Origin of the sequence: Amycolatopsis speibonae (assembly GCF_042647925.1) — a bacterium.
GTDB lineage: Bacteria > Actinomycetota > Actinomycetes > Mycobacteriales > Pseudonocardiaceae > Amycolatopsis > Amycolatopsis speibonae.
This window is the reverse complement of the sequence record NZ_JBHRWK010000009.1, coordinates 141,990-158,607: the sequence shown is the minus strand read 5'-3', so window position 1 is coordinate 158,607 and position 16,618 is coordinate 141,990. Positions and strand designations below refer to the sequence as shown.

The 16,618-nt window shown below is 69.7% G+C and carries 17 protein-coding genes; 12 read left to right on the top strand and 5 right to left on the bottom strand.

What is annotated here, in order from left to right; translation table 11 throughout:
* The first annotated feature begins 129 nt into the window (after positions 1-129).
* From ACFOSH_RS04960 to ACFOSH_RS04950, 3 genes are all read left to right on the top strand, one after another.
* Positions 130-711, top strand: a complete 582-nt coding sequence (locus ACFOSH_RS04960; protein ID WP_378237466.1) for an Rv1733c family protein — start codon at positions 130-132, stop codon at positions 709-711.
* A 369-nt stretch (positions 712-1,080) separates the two neighbouring features.
* Positions 1,081-1,644 (top strand): TetR/AcrR family transcriptional regulator, encoded by a 564-nt coding sequence (locus ACFOSH_RS04955; RefSeq protein WP_378237465.1) that lies wholly within the window; start codon positions 1,081-1,083, stop codon positions 1,642-1,644.
* A 1-nt stretch (position 1,645) separates the two neighbouring features.
* Positions 1,646-2,008 (top strand): tautomerase family protein, encoded by a 363-nt coding sequence (locus ACFOSH_RS04950; RefSeq protein WP_378237464.1) that lies wholly within the window; start codon positions 1,646-1,648, stop codon positions 2,006-2,008.
* Here ACFOSH_RS04950 and ACFOSH_RS04945 read toward each other — a convergent pair whose 3' ends face one another.
* The gene (locus tag ACFOSH_RS04945) at positions 2,009-2,713 is read right to left on the bottom strand and encodes a CDP-alcohol phosphatidyltransferase family protein (RefSeq protein WP_378237463.1); all 705 of its coding nucleotides are present in this window, start codon (positions 2,711-2,713) and stop codon (positions 2,009-2,011) included.
* A gap of 60 nt (positions 2,714-2,773) precedes the next feature.
* Here ACFOSH_RS04945 and ACFOSH_RS04940 point away from each other — a divergent pair, with 60 nt between their 5' ends.
* From ACFOSH_RS04940 to ribA, 6 genes are read left to right on the top strand one after another with little or no spacing between them, the layout of a single operon-like run.
* Positions 2,774-3,754, top strand: coding sequence for a zinc-dependent alcohol dehydrogenase (locus ACFOSH_RS04940; protein WP_378237462.1), 981 nt, complete (start codon positions 2,774-2,776; stop codon positions 3,752-3,754).
* A 20-nt stretch (positions 3,755-3,774) separates the two neighbouring features.
* Positions 3,775-4,173 carry a 6-pyruvoyl trahydropterin synthase family protein gene (locus tag ACFOSH_RS04935; RefSeq protein ID WP_378237461.1) on the top strand — a complete coding sequence of 133 codons (399 nt, stop codon included), beginning with the start codon at positions 3,775-3,777 and terminating at the stop codon, positions 4,171-4,173.
* Complete coding sequence (locus ACFOSH_RS04930; RefSeq protein ID WP_378237460.1) at positions 4,170-5,237, top strand: glycosyltransferase family 4 protein; 1,068 nt, start codon at positions 4,170-4,172, stop codon at positions 5,235-5,237. The genes ACFOSH_RS04935 and ACFOSH_RS04930 overlap by 4 nt, the downstream gene beginning before the upstream one ends.
* Entirely contained in the window at positions 5,234-6,052 is an 819-nt protein-coding gene (locus ACFOSH_RS04925; RefSeq protein ID WP_378237459.1) for a methyltransferase domain-containing protein, read from the top strand. The genes ACFOSH_RS04930 and ACFOSH_RS04925 overlap by 4 nt, the downstream gene beginning before the upstream one ends.
* A complete protein-coding gene (locus tag ACFOSH_RS04920; RefSeq protein WP_378237458.1) occupies positions 6,049-7,035 on the top strand; it encodes a lysylphosphatidylglycerol synthase transmembrane domain-containing protein in 987 nt (328 codons plus the stop codon). Before ACFOSH_RS04925 ends, ACFOSH_RS04920 begins: the two co-directional genes overlap by 4 nt.
* Entirely contained in the window at positions 7,032-7,676 is a 645-nt protein-coding gene (ribA, locus tag ACFOSH_RS04915; RefSeq protein ID WP_378237457.1) for a GTP cyclohydrolase II, read from the top strand. Before ACFOSH_RS04920 ends, ribA begins: the two co-directional genes overlap by 4 nt.
* On the opposite strand, the gene ACFOSH_RS04910 is transcribed toward ribA, so the two are convergent.
* The gene (locus tag ACFOSH_RS04910; protein ID WP_378237456.1) at positions 7,632-8,327 is read right to left on the bottom strand and encodes a creatininase family protein; all 696 of its coding nucleotides are present in this window, start codon (positions 8,325-8,327) and stop codon (positions 7,632-7,634) included. The two genes, ribA and ACFOSH_RS04910, sit on opposite strands and share 45 nt — an antisense overlap.
* Positions 8,328-8,344: 17 nt before the next feature.
* Here ACFOSH_RS04910 and ACFOSH_RS04905 point away from each other — a divergent pair, with 17 nt between their 5' ends.
* The 3 genes from ACFOSH_RS04905 to ACFOSH_RS04895 all read left to right on the top strand — a co-directional run bounded on the left by ACFOSH_RS04905 (position 8,345) and on the right by ACFOSH_RS04895 (position 11,101).
* A complete protein-coding gene (locus tag ACFOSH_RS04905; RefSeq protein WP_378237455.1) occupies positions 8,345-9,133 on the top strand; it encodes an inositol monophosphatase family protein in 789 nt (262 codons plus the stop codon).
* An 80-nt stretch (positions 9,134-9,213) separates the two neighbouring features.
* Positions 9,214-10,308 carry a glycosyltransferase family 4 protein gene (locus tag ACFOSH_RS04900; RefSeq protein ID WP_378237453.1) on the top strand — a complete coding sequence of 365 codons (1,095 nt, stop codon included), beginning with the start codon at positions 9,214-9,216 and terminating at the stop codon, positions 10,306-10,308.
* A gap of 55 nt (positions 10,309-10,363) precedes the next feature.
* Positions 10,364-11,101, top strand: a complete 738-nt coding sequence (locus ACFOSH_RS04895) for a Long-chain-fatty-acid--CoA ligase (RefSeq protein WP_378237451.1) — start codon at positions 10,364-10,366, stop codon at positions 11,099-11,101.
* Positions 11,102-11,816: 715 nt separating this feature from the next.
* On the opposite strand, the gene ACFOSH_RS04890 is transcribed toward ACFOSH_RS04895, so the two are convergent.
* From ACFOSH_RS04890 to ACFOSH_RS04880, 3 genes are all read right to left on the bottom strand, one after another.
* Complete coding sequence (locus ACFOSH_RS04890; protein ID WP_378237450.1) at positions 11,817-13,487, bottom strand: M14 family zinc carboxypeptidase; 1,671 nt, start codon at positions 13,485-13,487, stop codon at positions 11,817-11,819.
* A gap of 99 nt (positions 13,488-13,586) precedes the next feature.
* Positions 13,587-14,552: an LLM class flavin-dependent oxidoreductase gene (locus ACFOSH_RS04885; RefSeq protein ID WP_378237448.1), complete on the bottom strand. Its 966-nt coding sequence runs from the start codon at positions 14,550-14,552 to the stop codon at positions 13,587-13,589.
* Positions 14,553-14,568: 16 nt separating this feature from the next.
* Positions 14,569-16,491 (bottom strand): GTP-binding protein, encoded by a 1,923-nt coding sequence (locus tag ACFOSH_RS04880; protein ID WP_378237446.1) that lies wholly within the window; start codon positions 16,489-16,491, stop codon positions 14,569-14,571.
* Positions 16,492-16,618: the final 127 nt, after the last annotated feature.

Sequence of the window (16,618 nt, the reverse complement as noted above, 5' to 3'; positions counted from 1 at the left end):
CCGGGCGGACACCGCGTACGTGATCCCAGGTGAGATCGTTCCTCGCCGCTGACGGGACCAAAGCCTCCTATCACTCCGGCTCTTCGCGACGCAGTCTTGTCGGTGGGGAACCGGTGAAGGAGGCCCGTCGTGTCGCTTCTGTACCTGTGGCGCCGGATTCATCCCGGCCGGAATCCGCTCGCCCGGCTCTCCGACCGGATCGAGGGAGTGATCCTCCTCGGCGGTGTCCTGGCGGCGCTGCTCGGTGTCCCGCTGGCCGCGGCGGCCGGTTCGGAGGCCTACGCGACGATGATGGCGCGCTCGGCTTTGGAGACGGCCACCCGTCATTCGACGACCGCGTTCCTCCTTGAAGACGCTCCGCCGGCGCGCATCGGCGTCGACGGGACCCCTTCGATGGAGACCGCTCGTGTCCCGGCGCGCTGGGCGCTGGCGGACGGCACGGTTCAGGAGGGGCTCGCCACCGCCGATCTCGGCGCTACGGCGGGTGACGGGGTGACCGTGTGGCTCGACGAGTCCGAGGCCGTCGTCGCTCCGCCGGTGATGCCGCTGGACGCGACCAGTACGGGGGTCGGCGTCGGGGTGGGGGTGTGGCTGATCGCGGCGACGGTGCTGGCTTCGGGGTATCTGATCGCTCTGCGCCTGCTGAACCGGGCGCGGCGGGCGGCTTGGGACCGGGACTGGGAGCGGTTCGGGCAGGACTCGCGGCCCTGAGGTGCCGCACTCAGAGGACTAAACGCGTTCTGTTGAGGGTGGGTCGGGGTGGTCGTGAGTGGCAAGTGTCGTTAGAACGACACTTGCCACTCACGACCACCTGTACCGATGCCTCACCGCCGCTTTGGTCGCCTTCACGTACTTGGGGGAGGTGTGAAGGTCGAGTTCCCTCGGCTGAGCCGCGTGAAGGGGGCCTTCACGCGGCTCGAACGTGAGGCATGAGGTCACTGTGGCGTACGTGGCGATCCGCAAGTCCGTGAAGGCGGCGCGAGGGGCTGACCTGTGGGTTTCCGGGAAAGTGGCAGCAAAGGTCCCTTGCTCCCGCCGCCCCGGGTTGTCTCTGTACCTACTAGTATGTACGGTCGGAGCGTGGACAAGAGGGAACAGCTCATCGAGAGCACTCGCGAACTCCTGTGGGAGCGCGGGTACGTCGGCACCAGCCCGAAGGCGATCCAGGAGCGCTCCGGCGCCGGCCAGGGCAGCATGTACCACCACTTCCAGGGCAAGTCCGGGCTCGCGCTCGCCGCGATCGGCCGCAACGCCGACGATCTGCGCGCCAGGGCGGAGGCCGAGTTCACCGGGTCGGGCACCGTCGTCGAGCGGATCACCGTCTACCTGCGCCGCGAGCGCGACGCCCTCAAGGGCTGTCCGGTCGGCAAGCTCACCCAGGACCCCGACGTGATGGCCGACGCGGACCTGCGAAAGCCGGTCGAGGAGGCCTTCGGCTGGGTCACCGGCCGCCTCGCCGAACTGCTCGAAGAGGGCCGCGAGAAAGGTGAACTAGACGCTTCGCTTGACCCCCTCGCCACGGCGATCGCCCTGGTCGCGGTCCTGCAGGGCGGCTACGTCCTCGCCCGCGCCGCCGGATCCCCGGACGTGTTCGCGAAAGCCGTCGACGGCGCCCTCGGCCTGCTCGCCACCAAGGAGAACTGACATGCCCTTCGTCCGCATCGACGCCGTCGGGACCGAAAAGCTCGAAGCCCTCGGCAACGCCGTCCACGACGCGATGGTCGAAACCCTCGGCATCCCGGCCGACGACCGCTTCCAGGTCCTCAACGGCCGGAGCACCCTGAAATACGACGACTACCTGGGGGTCCACCGGGACGAAGGGATCGTGTTCGTCGCGATCACCATGCGGACCGGACGCACCGACGAGCAGAAGAAATCGCTGTACCGGCGGATCGCGGAGCTCGCCGAGGAGTACGCGCGAGCCGAGCCGCGGAACGTGTTCGTCACGATCTCCGAAACGGATCTGGTCAACTGGTCGCTCGGGAACGGCGAAGCGCAGTACGCCTGATCAAGCGATTTCGGCGGGAACTGCCCTGAAGGCGTGCTGTTCCAGCAGCCACCACGTGTCCCGGCCGAAAGACCAGGTCAGCAGCCCCAGCGCGCCCAGCGTGACCACGAAGCCGGCCCAGGGCGGAAGGACCGTCGAAGCCACCGCGACCAGCACGATGCCCTGTACCGCCGCGACCGTCTTGCGCGCCATGCTCGGCGGCAGCGGCGTGTTCAGCCACGGCCACAGCCTGCTCGCGGCGACGAAGGCGTAGCGCATCGCGCCGATCGTGAGTACCCACGGGCCCAGCGACTGGGCGACGACCACGCTCAGGACCAGGATCAGATACGCGTCGACCTCCATGTCGAAGCGTGCGCCGAGCGGCGACGCCGTCCCGGTACGGCGCGCGACCTGGCCGTCGACGGCGTCCAAGGCGAGGGCGACCGACGCGATGACGACCATCGTGACGATCTCCCGGCCCGCGGTGTCCACCACGAGCGCGGTCACGCAGCCGACCAGCCCGGAGCGGGCGAGCGTGACGGCGTCGGCCGGGCCGAGGGAGCGCGCGGTGCTCCGGCTCAGCCCGTAGGTCAGGAATCCGCCCACGGCGATGCCGTAGGCCGCACCGGCGAGCCAGCCCAGCGGGCCCAGCCCGGCGACGGCGTCCAGCGTCCCCAGCAACGCCAGCTGGACGAGGACCCCCAGGAAAATACCGGGGTTGATCACGAGGCCTCCTCGTTATGGTGACGGCGACCCCGTCTCCAGGGTCCGGCATGAGAGGACACGATGGAACGCGCCTTCTGGTTCAGTGGTTCCGGCGGCGGCGAGCTCCGGCCGGTCACGCTCCCTCCGCTCGGTGACGGCGAGGTGCTGGTCCGCACCCTGTGCTCCGGCGTGAGCCGGGGCACCGAGACGCTCGTCTTCCGCGGCGAGGTCCCGGCCAGTCAACGAGCGGCCATGCGCGCGCCGTTCCAGGAAGGCGACTTCCCGGGGCCCGTGAAGTACGGCTACCTCAACGTCGGTGTGGTCGAACGTGGTCCGGAGGATCTCGTCGGGCAAGTCGTTTTCTGCCTCTATCCACACCAGACGCGCTACGTCGTCCCGGCGTCGGCCGTCACGCCGGTGCCGCACGGCGTGCCGCCGGAGCGCGCGATCCTCGCGGGCACGATCGAGACAGCGGTCAACGCCGTGTGGGACGCGGCGCCGAAGCTCGGCGACCGGATCGCCGTGGTCGGCGCCGGCATGGTCGGCAGCAGCGTGGCGAAACTGCTGGCGGGTTTCCCGGCGACCCGTGTGCAGCTGATCGACGTCGACCCGGAGCGCGCGAAGGTCGCCGAAGCACTCGGTGTCGAGTTCTCGACACCGGAGGACGCGCTGGGCGACTGCGACCTCGTCGTGCACGCCAGCGCGAGCGAAGCGGGGCTCGCGCGTTCGCTGGAACTGCTCGCGCCGGAGGGCGAGGTCATCGAGCTGAGCTGGTACGGCGACCGCCGGATCAGCGTCCCGCTCGGCGAGAACTTCCACTCACGACGGCTGACGATCCGCGGCAGCCAGGTCGGCATGGTCTCGCCCGCGCGCCGCACGAACCGAAGCTATCGCGACCGCTTGGCTCTCGCTTTGCAAATTTTGTCGGACCCCGTCTTTAGTGTGCTGGTCAGTGGGGAATGCAGGTTCCATGAACTACCGGACGTCTTGGGGCGTCTGGCCGCGAATGAACCAGGAACGCTCTGTCTCCGTGTCACCTATCAGATGGAGGACACGCGTTAGGGCACTACCCGGGAGGTCCGTTGTTCAGCATCACCGTCCGAGACCACGTCATGGTGGCCCACAGCTTCCGCGGCGAGGTCTTCGGGCCCGCGCAGAACCTGCACGGAGCGACCTTCGTGGTGGACGCGACGTTCCGCCGGTCCGCGCTGGATGCCGACAACATCGTCGTCGACATCGGCAAGGCGACCGAAGAGCTCAAAGCGGTGCTCGCCGACCTGAACTACCGCAACCTCGACGACGTGCCCGAGTTCGCCGGGATCAACACCTCGACCGAGTTCCTCGCCAAGGTGATCGCCGACAGGCTCGCCGAACGCGTCCACACGGGAGCGCTCGGCGAAGGGGCGCGCGGGCTCGAGGGGCTTACCGTCTCGCTGCACGAATCCCCTGTCGCGTGGGCGAGTTACGAGCGTGCGCTGTGAACGGCCTCCCGGTCGTCCTGCCCGGCGACATCGACGACCCGAGCGCCCCCAGCGGCGGGAACGTCTACGACAGACGGTTGTGCGACGGCCTCGTCGCGGCGGGTGTGGAGGTCCACGAGATCGCCGTGCGCGGGAACTGGCCGCGGCCCGACACCGAAGCGCGCAAGGTGCTGGAGCGCAAGCTCGCCGGCCTGCCCACCGGTGCGACGGTCCTGCTCGACGGACTGGTGGCCTGCGGAGTGCCCGAGGTGATCGTGCCCGCGGCGCAGCGGCTGTCGATCGCGGTGCTGGTGCACCTGCCGCTGGCCGACGAAACAGGACTTTCGCCTTCGCTCGCCGCCGACCTCGACAGGTGGGAGCGGGAGACTCTCGGCGCTGTCGAGGCCGTGGTCGTGACCAGCGACTGGGCGGCGCGGCGACTGATCGAGCACCATGATCTCGCCCCGCATCGCGTGCACGTGGTGCCGCCCGGGGTCGACAGGGCCGAACTCGCTTCCGGGAGTCCGGACGGGACAAACCTGATCTGTGTCGCCAACGTGACGCCGCGCAAGGGCCAGGGCCTGCTCGCGGACGCGCTGAAGTCGCTCACGGATCTCCCGTGGAGCTGCGAATGCGTCGGCGCGATCCGCCGCGAGACCCGCTACGTCGAACGCCTGCGGCGGCACACCCTCGGCGATCGATTCACGCTCGCCGGTCCCCGGTCCGGCGAAGCTCTCGAAGCGACGTACGCGGCCGCAGACCTCCTTGTGCTGCCTTCGCGCGCGGAGACCTACGGCATGGTCGTCACCGAGGCGCTCGCCCGCGGCATTCCCGTGCTGGTGACCGCTGTCGACGCCTTGCCGGACACGCTCGGCCAGTCTCCTGACGGCAGTGTGCCCGGTCTGCTCGTCCCGGGTGAGGACGTCAACGCGCTGGCCACGGCCCTTCGCCGCTGGCTCACCGAGCCTGAACTGCGTGACCGGCTTCGCGCCTCCGCGCGCCTTCGCCGCGAGATGCTGGCCGGCTGGGACGCGACGGCCCGCGGCGTCGCCGCCGTGCTGCTGAGCGAAAGGACGGCGGCATGACCAAGTTCGCCCCGAGCTGGCTTCAGTTGCGGGAAGACGCCGACGCCGCCGCCCGCGCGACCGAGCTGATCGAGCCGGTGCGCACGTTCCTGCGGGGACAGGACGAAGTCGTCGTCCGGGACCTCGGCTGCGGCACCGGTTCGCTCGGCCGCTGGCTCGCCCGGCGGCTGCCCGGACGGCAGCGCTGGATCCTGCACGACCGCGACCCCGATCTGCTCACCCACGCGCTGGCCCGCACCAGCCGTCCGGAGCACGCTTTGGACGGCAGCGAGGTCACCGTCGTCACCGAACAGCGTGACATCACCGAACTGCGCGCCGAAGACCTCGCGGGGACCTCGCTCGTGACGGCGTCGGCGCTGCTCGACCTGCTCACCGCCGAGGAGATGTCCCGGCTGGCCGAGGCCTGCGTCGAGGCCCGATGCGCGGTCCTGTTCACGTTGAGCGTTTCGGGACGGGTCGTGCTGGCGCCCCAGGACAAGTTCGACGTCGACATCTCCGACGCCTTCAACGCGCACCAGCGCCGGGTGACCAACGGCCGGTGGCTGCTCGGCCCGGACGCGGTGGACGTCGCGGCCGGGGTCTTCGAACGGCTCGGCGCCACCGTGCGGCGCGCCCCGAGCCCGTGGCTGCTCGGGGCGGATCAGGCCGCGCTGACCGCGGAATGGCTCACCGGCTGGGTCGGCGCCGCCTGCGAGCAGTACCCGGAGCTTTCGGCGGACGGCGACGCCTATCTGCGCCGGCGGCTCGCGCAGTGCGCGGCGGGCGAACTGAACGCGACGATCCAGCACGAAGACCTCCTGGTGGTGCCGTCGTGAAGCGCTTCTGGCCCTGGCTGCGGATCCTCGGCGCGCTCGGCATCCTCGGGGTGCTCGTCTGGCAGCTGGGCACGAGGGCGTTCCTCGACGGACTGCGCGAAGTCGACGAGGGCGGTGTCGCCGCCGCACTCGGGATCGGTTTCGCCACCACGGTTTTCAGCGCCTGGCGCTGGTGCCTGGTCGCGCGGCGGCTCAGTCTGGAGCTGTCGCTGCCCAGCGCCGTCGGCCAGTACTACCGCGCGCTGTTCCTCAACGGTGTCCTGCCGGCAGGCGTGCTCGGCGACGTCGATCGCGCCGTGCAGCACGGCCGCGGCGCCGGTGACGTCCTGCGCGGCGTCCGCGCGGTGGTGCTGGAGCGGACGGCCGGGCAGATCGTGGTGATCGGCGCGTCGGTCGCCGTGGTGCTCAGCACGCCTTCCGTGGTGCCGCCGCCGATCGACGGGGTCGTCACGGGCGCCGGGATCGTGGTCGTCGTGCTCGCTTTCGCGGCCGTCGTCACCGGGATGACGGCGGGGAAACACTGGATCCACAGTGGATCGAAATGGCGCCGCGGGTTCGCCGTCACCCTCGCCGACGTCCGGCTGGGCCTGCTGACCAAGGAGACCTGGCCCGGCGTGAGCCTGCTTTCGGTGGCCACCCTGGCCGGGCACCTCACCCTGTTCGTCGTCGCCGCGCGCGCGGCCGGGGTCACCGCGCCGGTCGGGGAACTGCTGCCGCTGATGATCCTCGCCCTGCTCGCGATGGGGCTGCCGCTGAACATCGGCGGCTGGGGCCCGCGCGAAGGCGTGTGCGCGCTGTTGTTCGGCACGGCGGGCCTCGGTTCGGCGCAGGGCGTCACCGTGGCCGTCGTCTACGGCGTGCTCGCGCTCGTCTCCAGCCTTCCCGGCGCCGTCGTGCTGCTCGCCGGCTCCCTGAAGACCCGTACACCTGCCGCACCGCGCAGCGCGGCGAGGACACCCGTAAAGACAGGAGACACGCGATGACCGTCGAGAGAGTCGTTGAGACCAGGCTGCCGACCCACTACGGCGTCTTCCGCGCGTACGGATACCTGGACGCCGACGGCACCGAGCAGATGGCGCTGGTGCACGGCGACATCGCGGGCTTCGACACGCTGGCGCGGGTCCATTCGGAATGCCTGACCGGCGACGTCTTCAGCTCGATGCACTGCGAATGCGGAGACCAGCTGGCCGCGGCCTTGCGGGCGATCGTCGAGGAGGGCGCCGGGGTCCTCGTGTACGCCCAGGGCCACGAAGGACGCGGCATCGGCCTGCTCGCGAAGCTGAAGGCGATGCGGCTACAGGACGAAGGGCTCGACACCGTCGAAGCCAACATCGCGCTCGGGTTACCGGTGGACGCGCGCGACTACCGGGCGGCGGCGGCGATCCTGACCGACCTCGGGGTGCGGTCGGTGCGGCTGCTGTCCAACAACCCGACGAAGGTCGACCAGCTGAAGTCGCACGGGGTGCGGATCAGCGAGCGGGTGCCGCTGCTGGTGACGCCGAACGACGAGAACCTGCGGTACCTGCGGACGAAACAGGAGCGGATGCACCACTTCCTGCCGCATCTGGACCTGATCGACTCAAGCGAGCACGGTCAGAGTCTCCCCGAAGCTCTCCACCAGTGACTCCAGCACCAGCCGTCCCTTCTCGGCCGTCGCCAGCGAAGGCCGTCCCACCACACCGGACTCCGAGTACGGCCGAAGCCCGACGGTGAGCAGGTGCCGCCTGTCGTCGGCCAGGTGGTCCGCCTCCTCGAAACCGGGCCGGACGAGCGACGGATGGGCGTGCAGCAAAAGGGAAGTCTCCAGTTCCCCGGCGTGCATGTCGCTGTCCAGCGACGTCTCCAGCCCGGCCGCGTCGTGCGCCGCCTGCCAGCCTTCGACGCCGGGGAAGAGCGCCATCGGCGACGCCGACTCCTGGACCACGTTGGACAGCACGTAGTTGCCGCCGTGCGCGTTCACCAGCACCAGTTTCGGCACCCCGGACCGGCGCAGCGACGCGGCGACGTCGTTCACCACGGCGTACAGCGTCGCCGCCGAGATGCTGACCGTCCCCGCCCAGTCCGCGTGTTCGTGCGAGCAGCCGATCGTGACCGGCGGGAGCCGCAACACCGGATACGCCGCCGCGAGCGCGTCGGCGATCGTCGTCGCGATCACCGTGTCGGTGGCGAGCGGGAGGTGCGCGCCGTGCTGCTCGAAACTGCCGACAGGCAGCACCGCGACGTCGGCGCCCCGGGCACGTTCGTCGGCCGTCGTGGCCGTCGGAAACAGGTTCACGGGGCTACGGTACCCAGATGACCGATCACGCCGCATTGTTGTCCGTCGCCCGCGAGGCTGTCGCGAAGGCGACCGGGATCATCCACTCGATGACGTCGTTTTCCGTTGCCGCCAAAGGTGATCGCGACATGGTGACCGACGTCGACCTCGCCGTCGAGGACGCCGTCCGCGAATTCCTGGCGCGCGAGACCCCGGAGATCGGCATCCTCGGCGAGGAACGCGGGCATGAGGGGAACGAGGACCTGTGGTGGGCGCTCGACCCGGTCGACGGCACGGCCAACTTCGCGCGCGGCATCCCGCTGTGCGGCGTTTCGCTCGGCCTCGTCGACGGCCTGAAGAGCACGGTCGCGGCGATCTCGCTGCCGTTCCTCGACGTCACCTACACCGCTGTCGAGGGACAGGGCGCGTACGCAGGCGAAGAGCGTCTCGAAGCTTCGAAGGCGACGAAACTGTCCGACGCGATCGTGAGCATCGGCGACTTCGCGGTCGGCGAGGGCGCGGAGGTCAAGAACCGGGTCCGGATGGCGTTGCTGGCCGAACTCGGCGGCCGCGTGCAGCGGGTCCGCTTCCTCGGCTCCGCGGCGATCGACCTGGCCTGGGTCGCGCACGGCAAACTCGACGCGAGCGTCATCCTCGCCAACAAACCGTGGGACACGATGGCGGGGGTCCTGCTGGTGCGCGAGGCCGGGGGAGTGGTCGTCGACACCGGCGGCGGCGATCACACGGTGCGCTCGGCGGCGACCATCGCGGTCGGCGCCGGGCTGCGCGACGACATCGTGGCGGCGATCGCCCGCATCGGAGGGTGAAAAGTTTGTCATACCTGAGATGAACCGGGCGGGCGCCGGATCCGTGTCTCCTGGTAAGGCGCCCGCATCTGGAGGTAACCGTGTTCACCTCGAATGTCCGCGTGACCGAACCGGTCGTCTTCGTCCTGCCGGGGGACGCCGAGGACACCAGCGGTGAGTACGACCGCCGCATGTGCCAGAACCTCCCGGCCACTGGTCTCCCGTTGCTCGAACTGCCGATCGCCGGTACCTGGCCGATGCCGGGGCCGTTGTCCCGGTCGAGACTGGCCCGTTCGCTCGCCGCGCTGCCCGACGACACCGTCGTCCTGATGGACGGCACGGTCGCCTGCGGGGTCCCGGAGATCGTGGTCCCGCACGCCCGGCGGCTGCGGCTGGCCGTGCTGGTCCACCAGCCGCTCGCCGAAGATCCCGCCCTCGACCCGGCGCAGGCCGCCGAACTCGACGCGTGCGAACGGGAGACCCTGCGGCTGGCCGGCCTGGTCGTGGCCACCGGGCCGTGGCTCGCGCGGCAGCTGATCGACAGGCACGACCTCGACCCCACCCGCGTCTACGTCGCGACACCCGGCACGGACGCGGCCCCGCTCGCCGCCGGCGCCGACGGCGTGTCCCGGCTGCTCTGTCTCGCCCCGATGACCGCGCGCCACGGCCAGGACGTGCTCATCCGGGCGCTCTCGACGGTCGACGAACTGGCGTTCAAATGCGTGTTCGCCGGGGCGACGCACCACGATCCCGCCTACGTCGACGAACTGCGCTGGACGGTCGAACGGCTCGGGCTCGGTTCCCGCATCAGCCTCATCCGGCCGCCGGAAGACCTCGACCTGGTCTACGACGGCGCGGATCTGCTCGTCCTGCCCGCTCGCGGCGGTACGTCCGGGCTGGTCGTCGCCGAGGCCCTGGCGCGCGGGATCCCCGTGGTGACCACCGATACCGCCGGCGCGCACGACGCGCTCGGCACGGCGCCCGGCGGCGGCGTCCCCGGCATGCTGGTGCCGCCGAACAACCCGGCCGCGCTCGCGACGGCGTTGCTGCGCTGGTCGCTCGACGCCGAACTCCGCCATTCGCTGCGGACGTCGGCGCTCGCGCGGAGCAGTGTCCTGGAGGAATGGGACGTCGCCGCGGGCAGGCTCACCGACGTTCTTTCCCGGCTGCAGACCACGCCGCACCAGCTCGCTTGATCATCGCCCGGAAGCAGCTATCGCCGGTGATGATCGGCTCGGTTGACTTGGCGGCATGCGAATCGTCGATCTTGCGTCCCGTCCCGATCTTCTCGATCCAGCGCTGAATCTCGGCGACGTCGGCGGTGAGTTCATCTACGCCGGGTTCAGCGGCAAGATGATCACCCCGGAACGGTTCCTGCGGCATTGGGCCCGGTATTTCCTGATCGCCCTGGACGACGACGGCGTGCCGATCGCGCGGGCGCTGTCGGTTCCGCTGACCTACCCCGCCGATGACCGCCCGGAGCTGCCGGAACACGGCTGGGACGAGGCGATCCAGTGGGCCGCGCACGACCTCATGGACGGCCGCGCGCCGGACACGCTGTGCGCCCTCGAAGTCGTCGTGGCGCCGCATCTGCGGGGGACCGGCCTGTCCACGCCGATGCTGAAGGCGCTCAAGGCGCGCGCGGCCGAGACGGGGCTGAAGCGGCTGATCGTCTCGGTGCGCCCGATCGGCAAGGAGGACGAGCCGGACGTGCCCATGGAGTCCTACGCCTTCCGGCGCCGCGAAGACGGGCTGCTCGCCGACCGCTGGCTGCGCACCCACGAACGGCTGGGCGCGCGGCTGATCAAGGTCTGCCCGTTCGCCGTGACCATTTCGGGCTCGATCGCGGACTGGCGGAAGTGGGCCGGTGTCGAACTCGCCGACGGCGACAACGTGATCCCCGGCGGGATCGCGCCGGTGCACGCGAACGTCGAGCGGGACTGCGGGGTCTACGTGGAAGCGAACGTGTGGATGGAGCATCCGTTCTGATCAGGTCGTGAGTGGCGGTTCGGGTTGTTGAGGTGTGCGCCCAATGCCACATTGTGGGCTTTCCGAGGGCGTGTCGTGAAGGCCCCTTCAGGACAGTGACGTAGCGGGAGCCTGGGGGACCGGAAACCAGCGGGAGGTGACGCGAAGGGAGACTTTCCCGCATGCGATGCGGCGAAAGCCCCCTTCGCCGGCCCGACACGTTTGCCTTACCCCTCAATAGAACCCGAAACGCCACTCACGAGGGTGTCAGGCGAGGCCGCTGCAGAGGCAGGCCTTTCAAGGGCCTTGGCGGCGTGGTTCCGGACTGGCCGCCGGAGGTCGGCCGCACCATGAGTGTCTACAGAGGACATTGTCGACGACCGAATGTCCGGTCCGTGCCTGTATGTGCGCTTAATGAAGGGGTCGTGAGCGGCAAAGAGCGTTCTAACGCTACTTGCCACTCACGACCCACTCGCAAAACACTCATACAGGGCACTTCGACGAAAAAGTTGTCCTTTGTGGCCAGTCGGGATCGCGGTCGGATCCGTATGGGCCGGTTCCGGCCGCGCCACGAAGGCCCTGCTTTGAAGCCGACGGTTCTCTTGAGGGGTAAGGCACAGGTGGCCTCGTGCCTGAACCCGCGTGATCGAGGACGTGACTCGCGTGATCAGGAACGTGACTCGCGTGATCGCCGTCTGATCGCCCATCTCGCCCGGACGCGACACCTTTGATCTGGTCAGGCGAGGGCCGCGCTGAGCCGTTGCCCGGCCGCCCCTTCGGCCCGCGCCGCGAACTCCTTCAGCAGCGGCCACGCTTCCGGCACCGCCTCGCCGATCGCCGTCGCGGCTTCGGCCAGCTTCGCGGCGACGCCGCTTTCGAGCACCGGATCGTGCTCCAGCTGGGCGGCCTCCGTGAGCCGTTTCAGGGCGATCGTCGCGGTCACCCGCGCCCGCGGATCGTCGCCCAGCGCCCGCAGGATGGACGGCCCGTGCGCGACCAGACCGTCGTACAGTTCCCGCGAAGAGCCCATGTGCCGGCCGAGGACTTCCTCCGCCTCTTCGAGCAGCAGGCTGTCGGGACCGGTCGGGCAGTAGATCTCCAGCAGGAACTCGACCACCGCGGGGCCGACCTCTTCGATCACCTTGCGGGCTTCCTCGTAGGGCGGCTGGAAGGCGCCGAGGACGTCGCCGCCGACCGGTGGCTTGCCGGTTTCGATGCAGAACGTCCGCACGTTCTTCAGCCCCGGATTCACGAAATGCCGGGAGAAGGTGTAGTCGTCGATGGTCGCCGTCGTCGGATAGAGCCCGACACTCTGCTGGACCGTGTACGTGCGGCCGTGCTGCTTCGCGATCATGTCCCGCATCCGGTTTCCCGTGCGGATGAACCAGTTCAGGTCGCCAGCCGGGATGTACTCGCGGTAGCGGCCGTCGTTCGGCACGCCGCGATCCGGGTTCGGCACCCGGAAGTTCTGCGCCGGATCGGTGGTCTGGTTGTCGTCGTCGCCCCACGGGTAGAGGATCAGTTCACTGAAGGAGTGCAGGTCCAGCACGGCGGTGATGTGCGGGAAGGTGTCCAGCAGCCAGCGGATGTCGCGGGTCTCCGGTTCGGAGAAAGCGCCCGGCCCGCGGTAGACCTCGCTCGCCGGGTCGGCGCTGGTGCCGATGCCGCTGTCGAAGAGGAAGTCGTAGTTGCGGTTGAGGTCCACGCGACGGCTGTTCCCGCGCCACATCCGCAGGTTCTCGGCGGAAAGGACGATGTCGTGGCCGTCCGGGTTGATCAGCGGGACGACGAAGATGTCCAGGTTGTCGACCAGCATTTTGATCGTGCTGAACTGGTAGGTGACGGCTGGATAGTTCACCGTCGTCTCCGAGGACAGGCAGTAGGCGACGCGGAAGACCCAGTTGTACAGCAGTTCCGGGTTCATCAGCTCGCGCGCGTGCGCCCCGGCCATCAGGATCACGCCCGGCCGGTCGGCGCGGGTGCCGCCGCGGATGCGCAGCGCGGAGATGGGCTTGCCCTGGACCGACGGTTCGGGCAGCCGGACCTCGGTCATGATGCCCGGCAGCGACTGCGCCATGTCGTGGATGAACCGCTGGAAGTGGTACGACGCCTGATAACCGGGCGGCACGGCGGCTTCCGGTCCGGCGGCGAGGGTCCGCGCGCCGGGTTCCGGCGCGATCTCCAGCGGCGCGGCCTCGACGGCGGGGTGGATGAGGACGTCGTGACCGTCGCCGATGAGGTCGGTGATCTCCGCGTCGGCGAGGTACCCGTCGATCGCGGCGCCGCCGTCGGTCTCCCTCGCCGTCGAGGGGAACAGGTCGAGCCCGCGCCGCGCGAGCAGGCGCAACGACGCGGGGTCGGCGACGGAGACGGTGACGAAATGCCGTGCGGCCTCGATGTCGGGCATGGTGGTGATCCCCTCTGTGCTCGGTACCCCGACGACGTTAGGGATCACCACCTGCCGCGACAGCGGCGGAACGGACCGGCTTTCGGGCAGCTGGAAGGGCTACCGGCGCAGTTCCGCGGAGATCCGGCCCGCCGCGGCGAAGGACTCCTCCTCCGGCTCGCCGAGCAAGGGGAGCAGGATGACGGATTCGGTCCCGGCCGCGTACAGCGCGCGGATCCGCTCGGCACACTGGTCGAGCGAGCCGCTGACGCTCAGCCTGTCGATCCACTCCGGACGCAGGCGCCGGGCCAGCTCAGCCCGGTCGTCACCCGAGGCGGCGATCTCGGCCTGCAGTTCGGCGCCGAAGTCCAGCGGCTTCAGCGCCGGGCCGGAGTCCGGCCCGATCGCGGACGCGACGGCGGCCCGCACCCGCTCGCGGGCCCGCTCGGGGTCGTCGTCGAGGGCCAGCCAGTTGTAGGCGGCGATCGTGTGGCTTTCGACGCCGATGAGGTCCCGCGTCGCGCGGACGTACTCCGGTGTCGCCGGTTCGGCCAGGAGCGTCCCGTCGGCCGCCCGGCCCGCCGCCGCGAGGGACTTCGGGCCGCGGACGCCGGCGATGAGCTTCGGCGGGACCGCGGGCGGGAACTCCAGTTCGACCTCGTCGAGCCGGACATGCTTGCCCTCGAAGGAAACGCGCTCGCCAGCGAGCAGCAGCCGGATGACCGTCAGCGTCTCCTCGAACGCGGCCAGCGCCGAGGGCGGCCACGCGTCGATCTGCCGCATCCAGCTCGGCACACCGTGCCCGAATCCGGCGATCAGGCGCCCGGGGTGCAGCTCCGCCAGCGCCGCGATCTCCATCGCCGCGATGGCCGGGTTCCTGGCCACGGCGGGCATGATGCCGATGCCGACGGTGATCTTCTCGGTCGCCGCCAGCACCGTCGCCGCCGTGGCGATCCCGCCCGCGTAGAAGCAGTCTTCGACGATCCAGACCTCGTCGAGGCCCTCCTGCTCCGCACAGCGGGCCAGCGCGGTCAGCCGGGAGGCGGGCAGTTCGCGCGGGATCCTGACCCCGAGCCGTGAAACCATGACGTACTCCGTTCCTTCAGACGCGCCGCAGCACGCGTAGCAGATATTCCTTGCGGTCCAACGGGTTGTGGTCGGTCCTGGACCGTGACGGCGGTGCTCCCCGGACGGGCCGGTAGCCGTGGAAGGCGGTCTCCAGCGCGCCCTCTCCCCGGGTCGCCGAGGGCAGGAGCTGGTGCACCTCATGGATTTTCGCCGCCGGGATCTCGCCGTCGAGTTCCGCTGTCCCGCCGTTCGTGAGCGTCGCATTCGGGACGGCACGCGCGTGCGCCAGCAGCGCGGTGACCGGGCCGAGCGTGTCGGCCGGAGCCTGGAGGGTGAACCGGTGCATCGGCTCGTGCACGGTCGTCCCGGCCTCGCGTAGTGCGGCCATCAGCACCAGCGGCGTCAGGGCGCGGAAATCGCCCGCGGTGCTGGACATGCTCTTGTCGAAGGTGCCGTGGGCGTGGCTTTGCCGGGCGTAGTAGCCGGAACGCGTCATCGTGACCACGCAGTCGAGCACCTCCCAGCCGTGGACGCCTTCGCGCAGCGTCTCCTTCACCGTGTCCTCCACGGCCTTGACGAAGGAGTACGGCATCGAACCGAGTTCGACCTCCAGCCGGAACGAGATCCCGCTCCCCGGCGGCCCTGGCTCGACGCGCAGTCCGACCGTCGCCAGGAAGGGATTGGGCGCCTTGCCGATGAGTTCGGCGGCCGATCCGGCGCCGGAGACGTGTTCGACGCAGATCGTGGTCGTCTCGCTGAACGCGACGTCGATGCCGTACTCGTCCGTGAGCGTCGCCTGAATGACTTCCTTCTGCACTTCTCCGTACAGTGAAACGGAAGTCTCCTGCCGGATCTCGTCGTGCCGCAGGCCGATCAGCGGATCCTGTTCGGTCAGCCGGGTGAGCGCCTGGTGCAGGGGACCGCGATCGGCCGGGCGCACCGGGGAGACGACGGTTTCCAGCGTCGGCGGCGAGAACAAGGCCTGGGGCACGTGCTCGGGCCGGATCCCGAGGACGTCGCCGATCCGGACGTCGAGCCCCGACAGCTTCGCGATCTGCCCGGCCTCGGCCGCTCCCGACGGGACGGCCGAGCCGTTGGCGAAGACGCTGATCGCGGTGACCTTGCCTTCGCCGTCGCCGAGCGGGACCTTGTCGCGGACGGCGACGCTGCCGGAGAACAGCCGTACATAGGCGATCCTTTCGCCGCCCGGAGCGCGTTCGACCTTGAACACCGTGCCGGACAGCGGTCCGTCGACGTCGTTTTCCTTGGCGGGCAACAGGTTCTCGATGCCGTCGCGGAGCGCGTCGATACCGGCGCCGGTGATCGCCGATCCGAAGTAGACCGGATAGGCGAGCCCTTCGGACACCTTCGCGGCGAACTCGGCATGGAGCCGTGACGGCGTGAACTCGTCCGGGTCGGTGAGGTACCCGGTCAGGAAGTCCTCGTCGAGTGTCGTCAGCAGGTCGACCACCCGATCGGGTGGCATAGGGTCCATAGTGACGACCGAGGGCGTGAGTTTCCCGGCTATTTCCCGGAACACGCGATCCGGGTCGGCGCCGCGGCGGTCCAGTTTGTTCACGAACAGCAGCGCCGGGAGGCCCAGCCGCCGCAGGGTCCGCATCAGGACACGGGTCTGCGCCTGGACGCCTTCGACCGCCGACAGCACCAGGACGGCGCCGTCGAGCACGCCGAGCGCGCGTTCGACCTCGGCGATGAAATCGGGGTGGCCGGGGGTGTCGATCAGGTTGACGGTGACGTCGCCGACGGCGAACGACACCACGGCCGCCTTGATGGTGATGCCGCGGGCGCGTTCGAGCGCCAGCGTGTCCGTCTGGGTGTTGCCGTCATCGACGCTGCCCAGCTCGCCGATGATCCCGGCGGTGTGCAACAGCCGCTCTGTCAGGCTCGTCTTCCCGGCGTCAACATGCGCCAGGATCCCCAGGTTGAGGGTCTTCACGAGGTGTCTTGTCCTTGAGGTAGGCGGAAATTACCCGTGGGAAGGACGCTGACACCGGCAAGACGATCATCTCCTAGGTCCACTCGACTACAGCACCCTCACCTCGATGCCGCAACCGAATTACCCC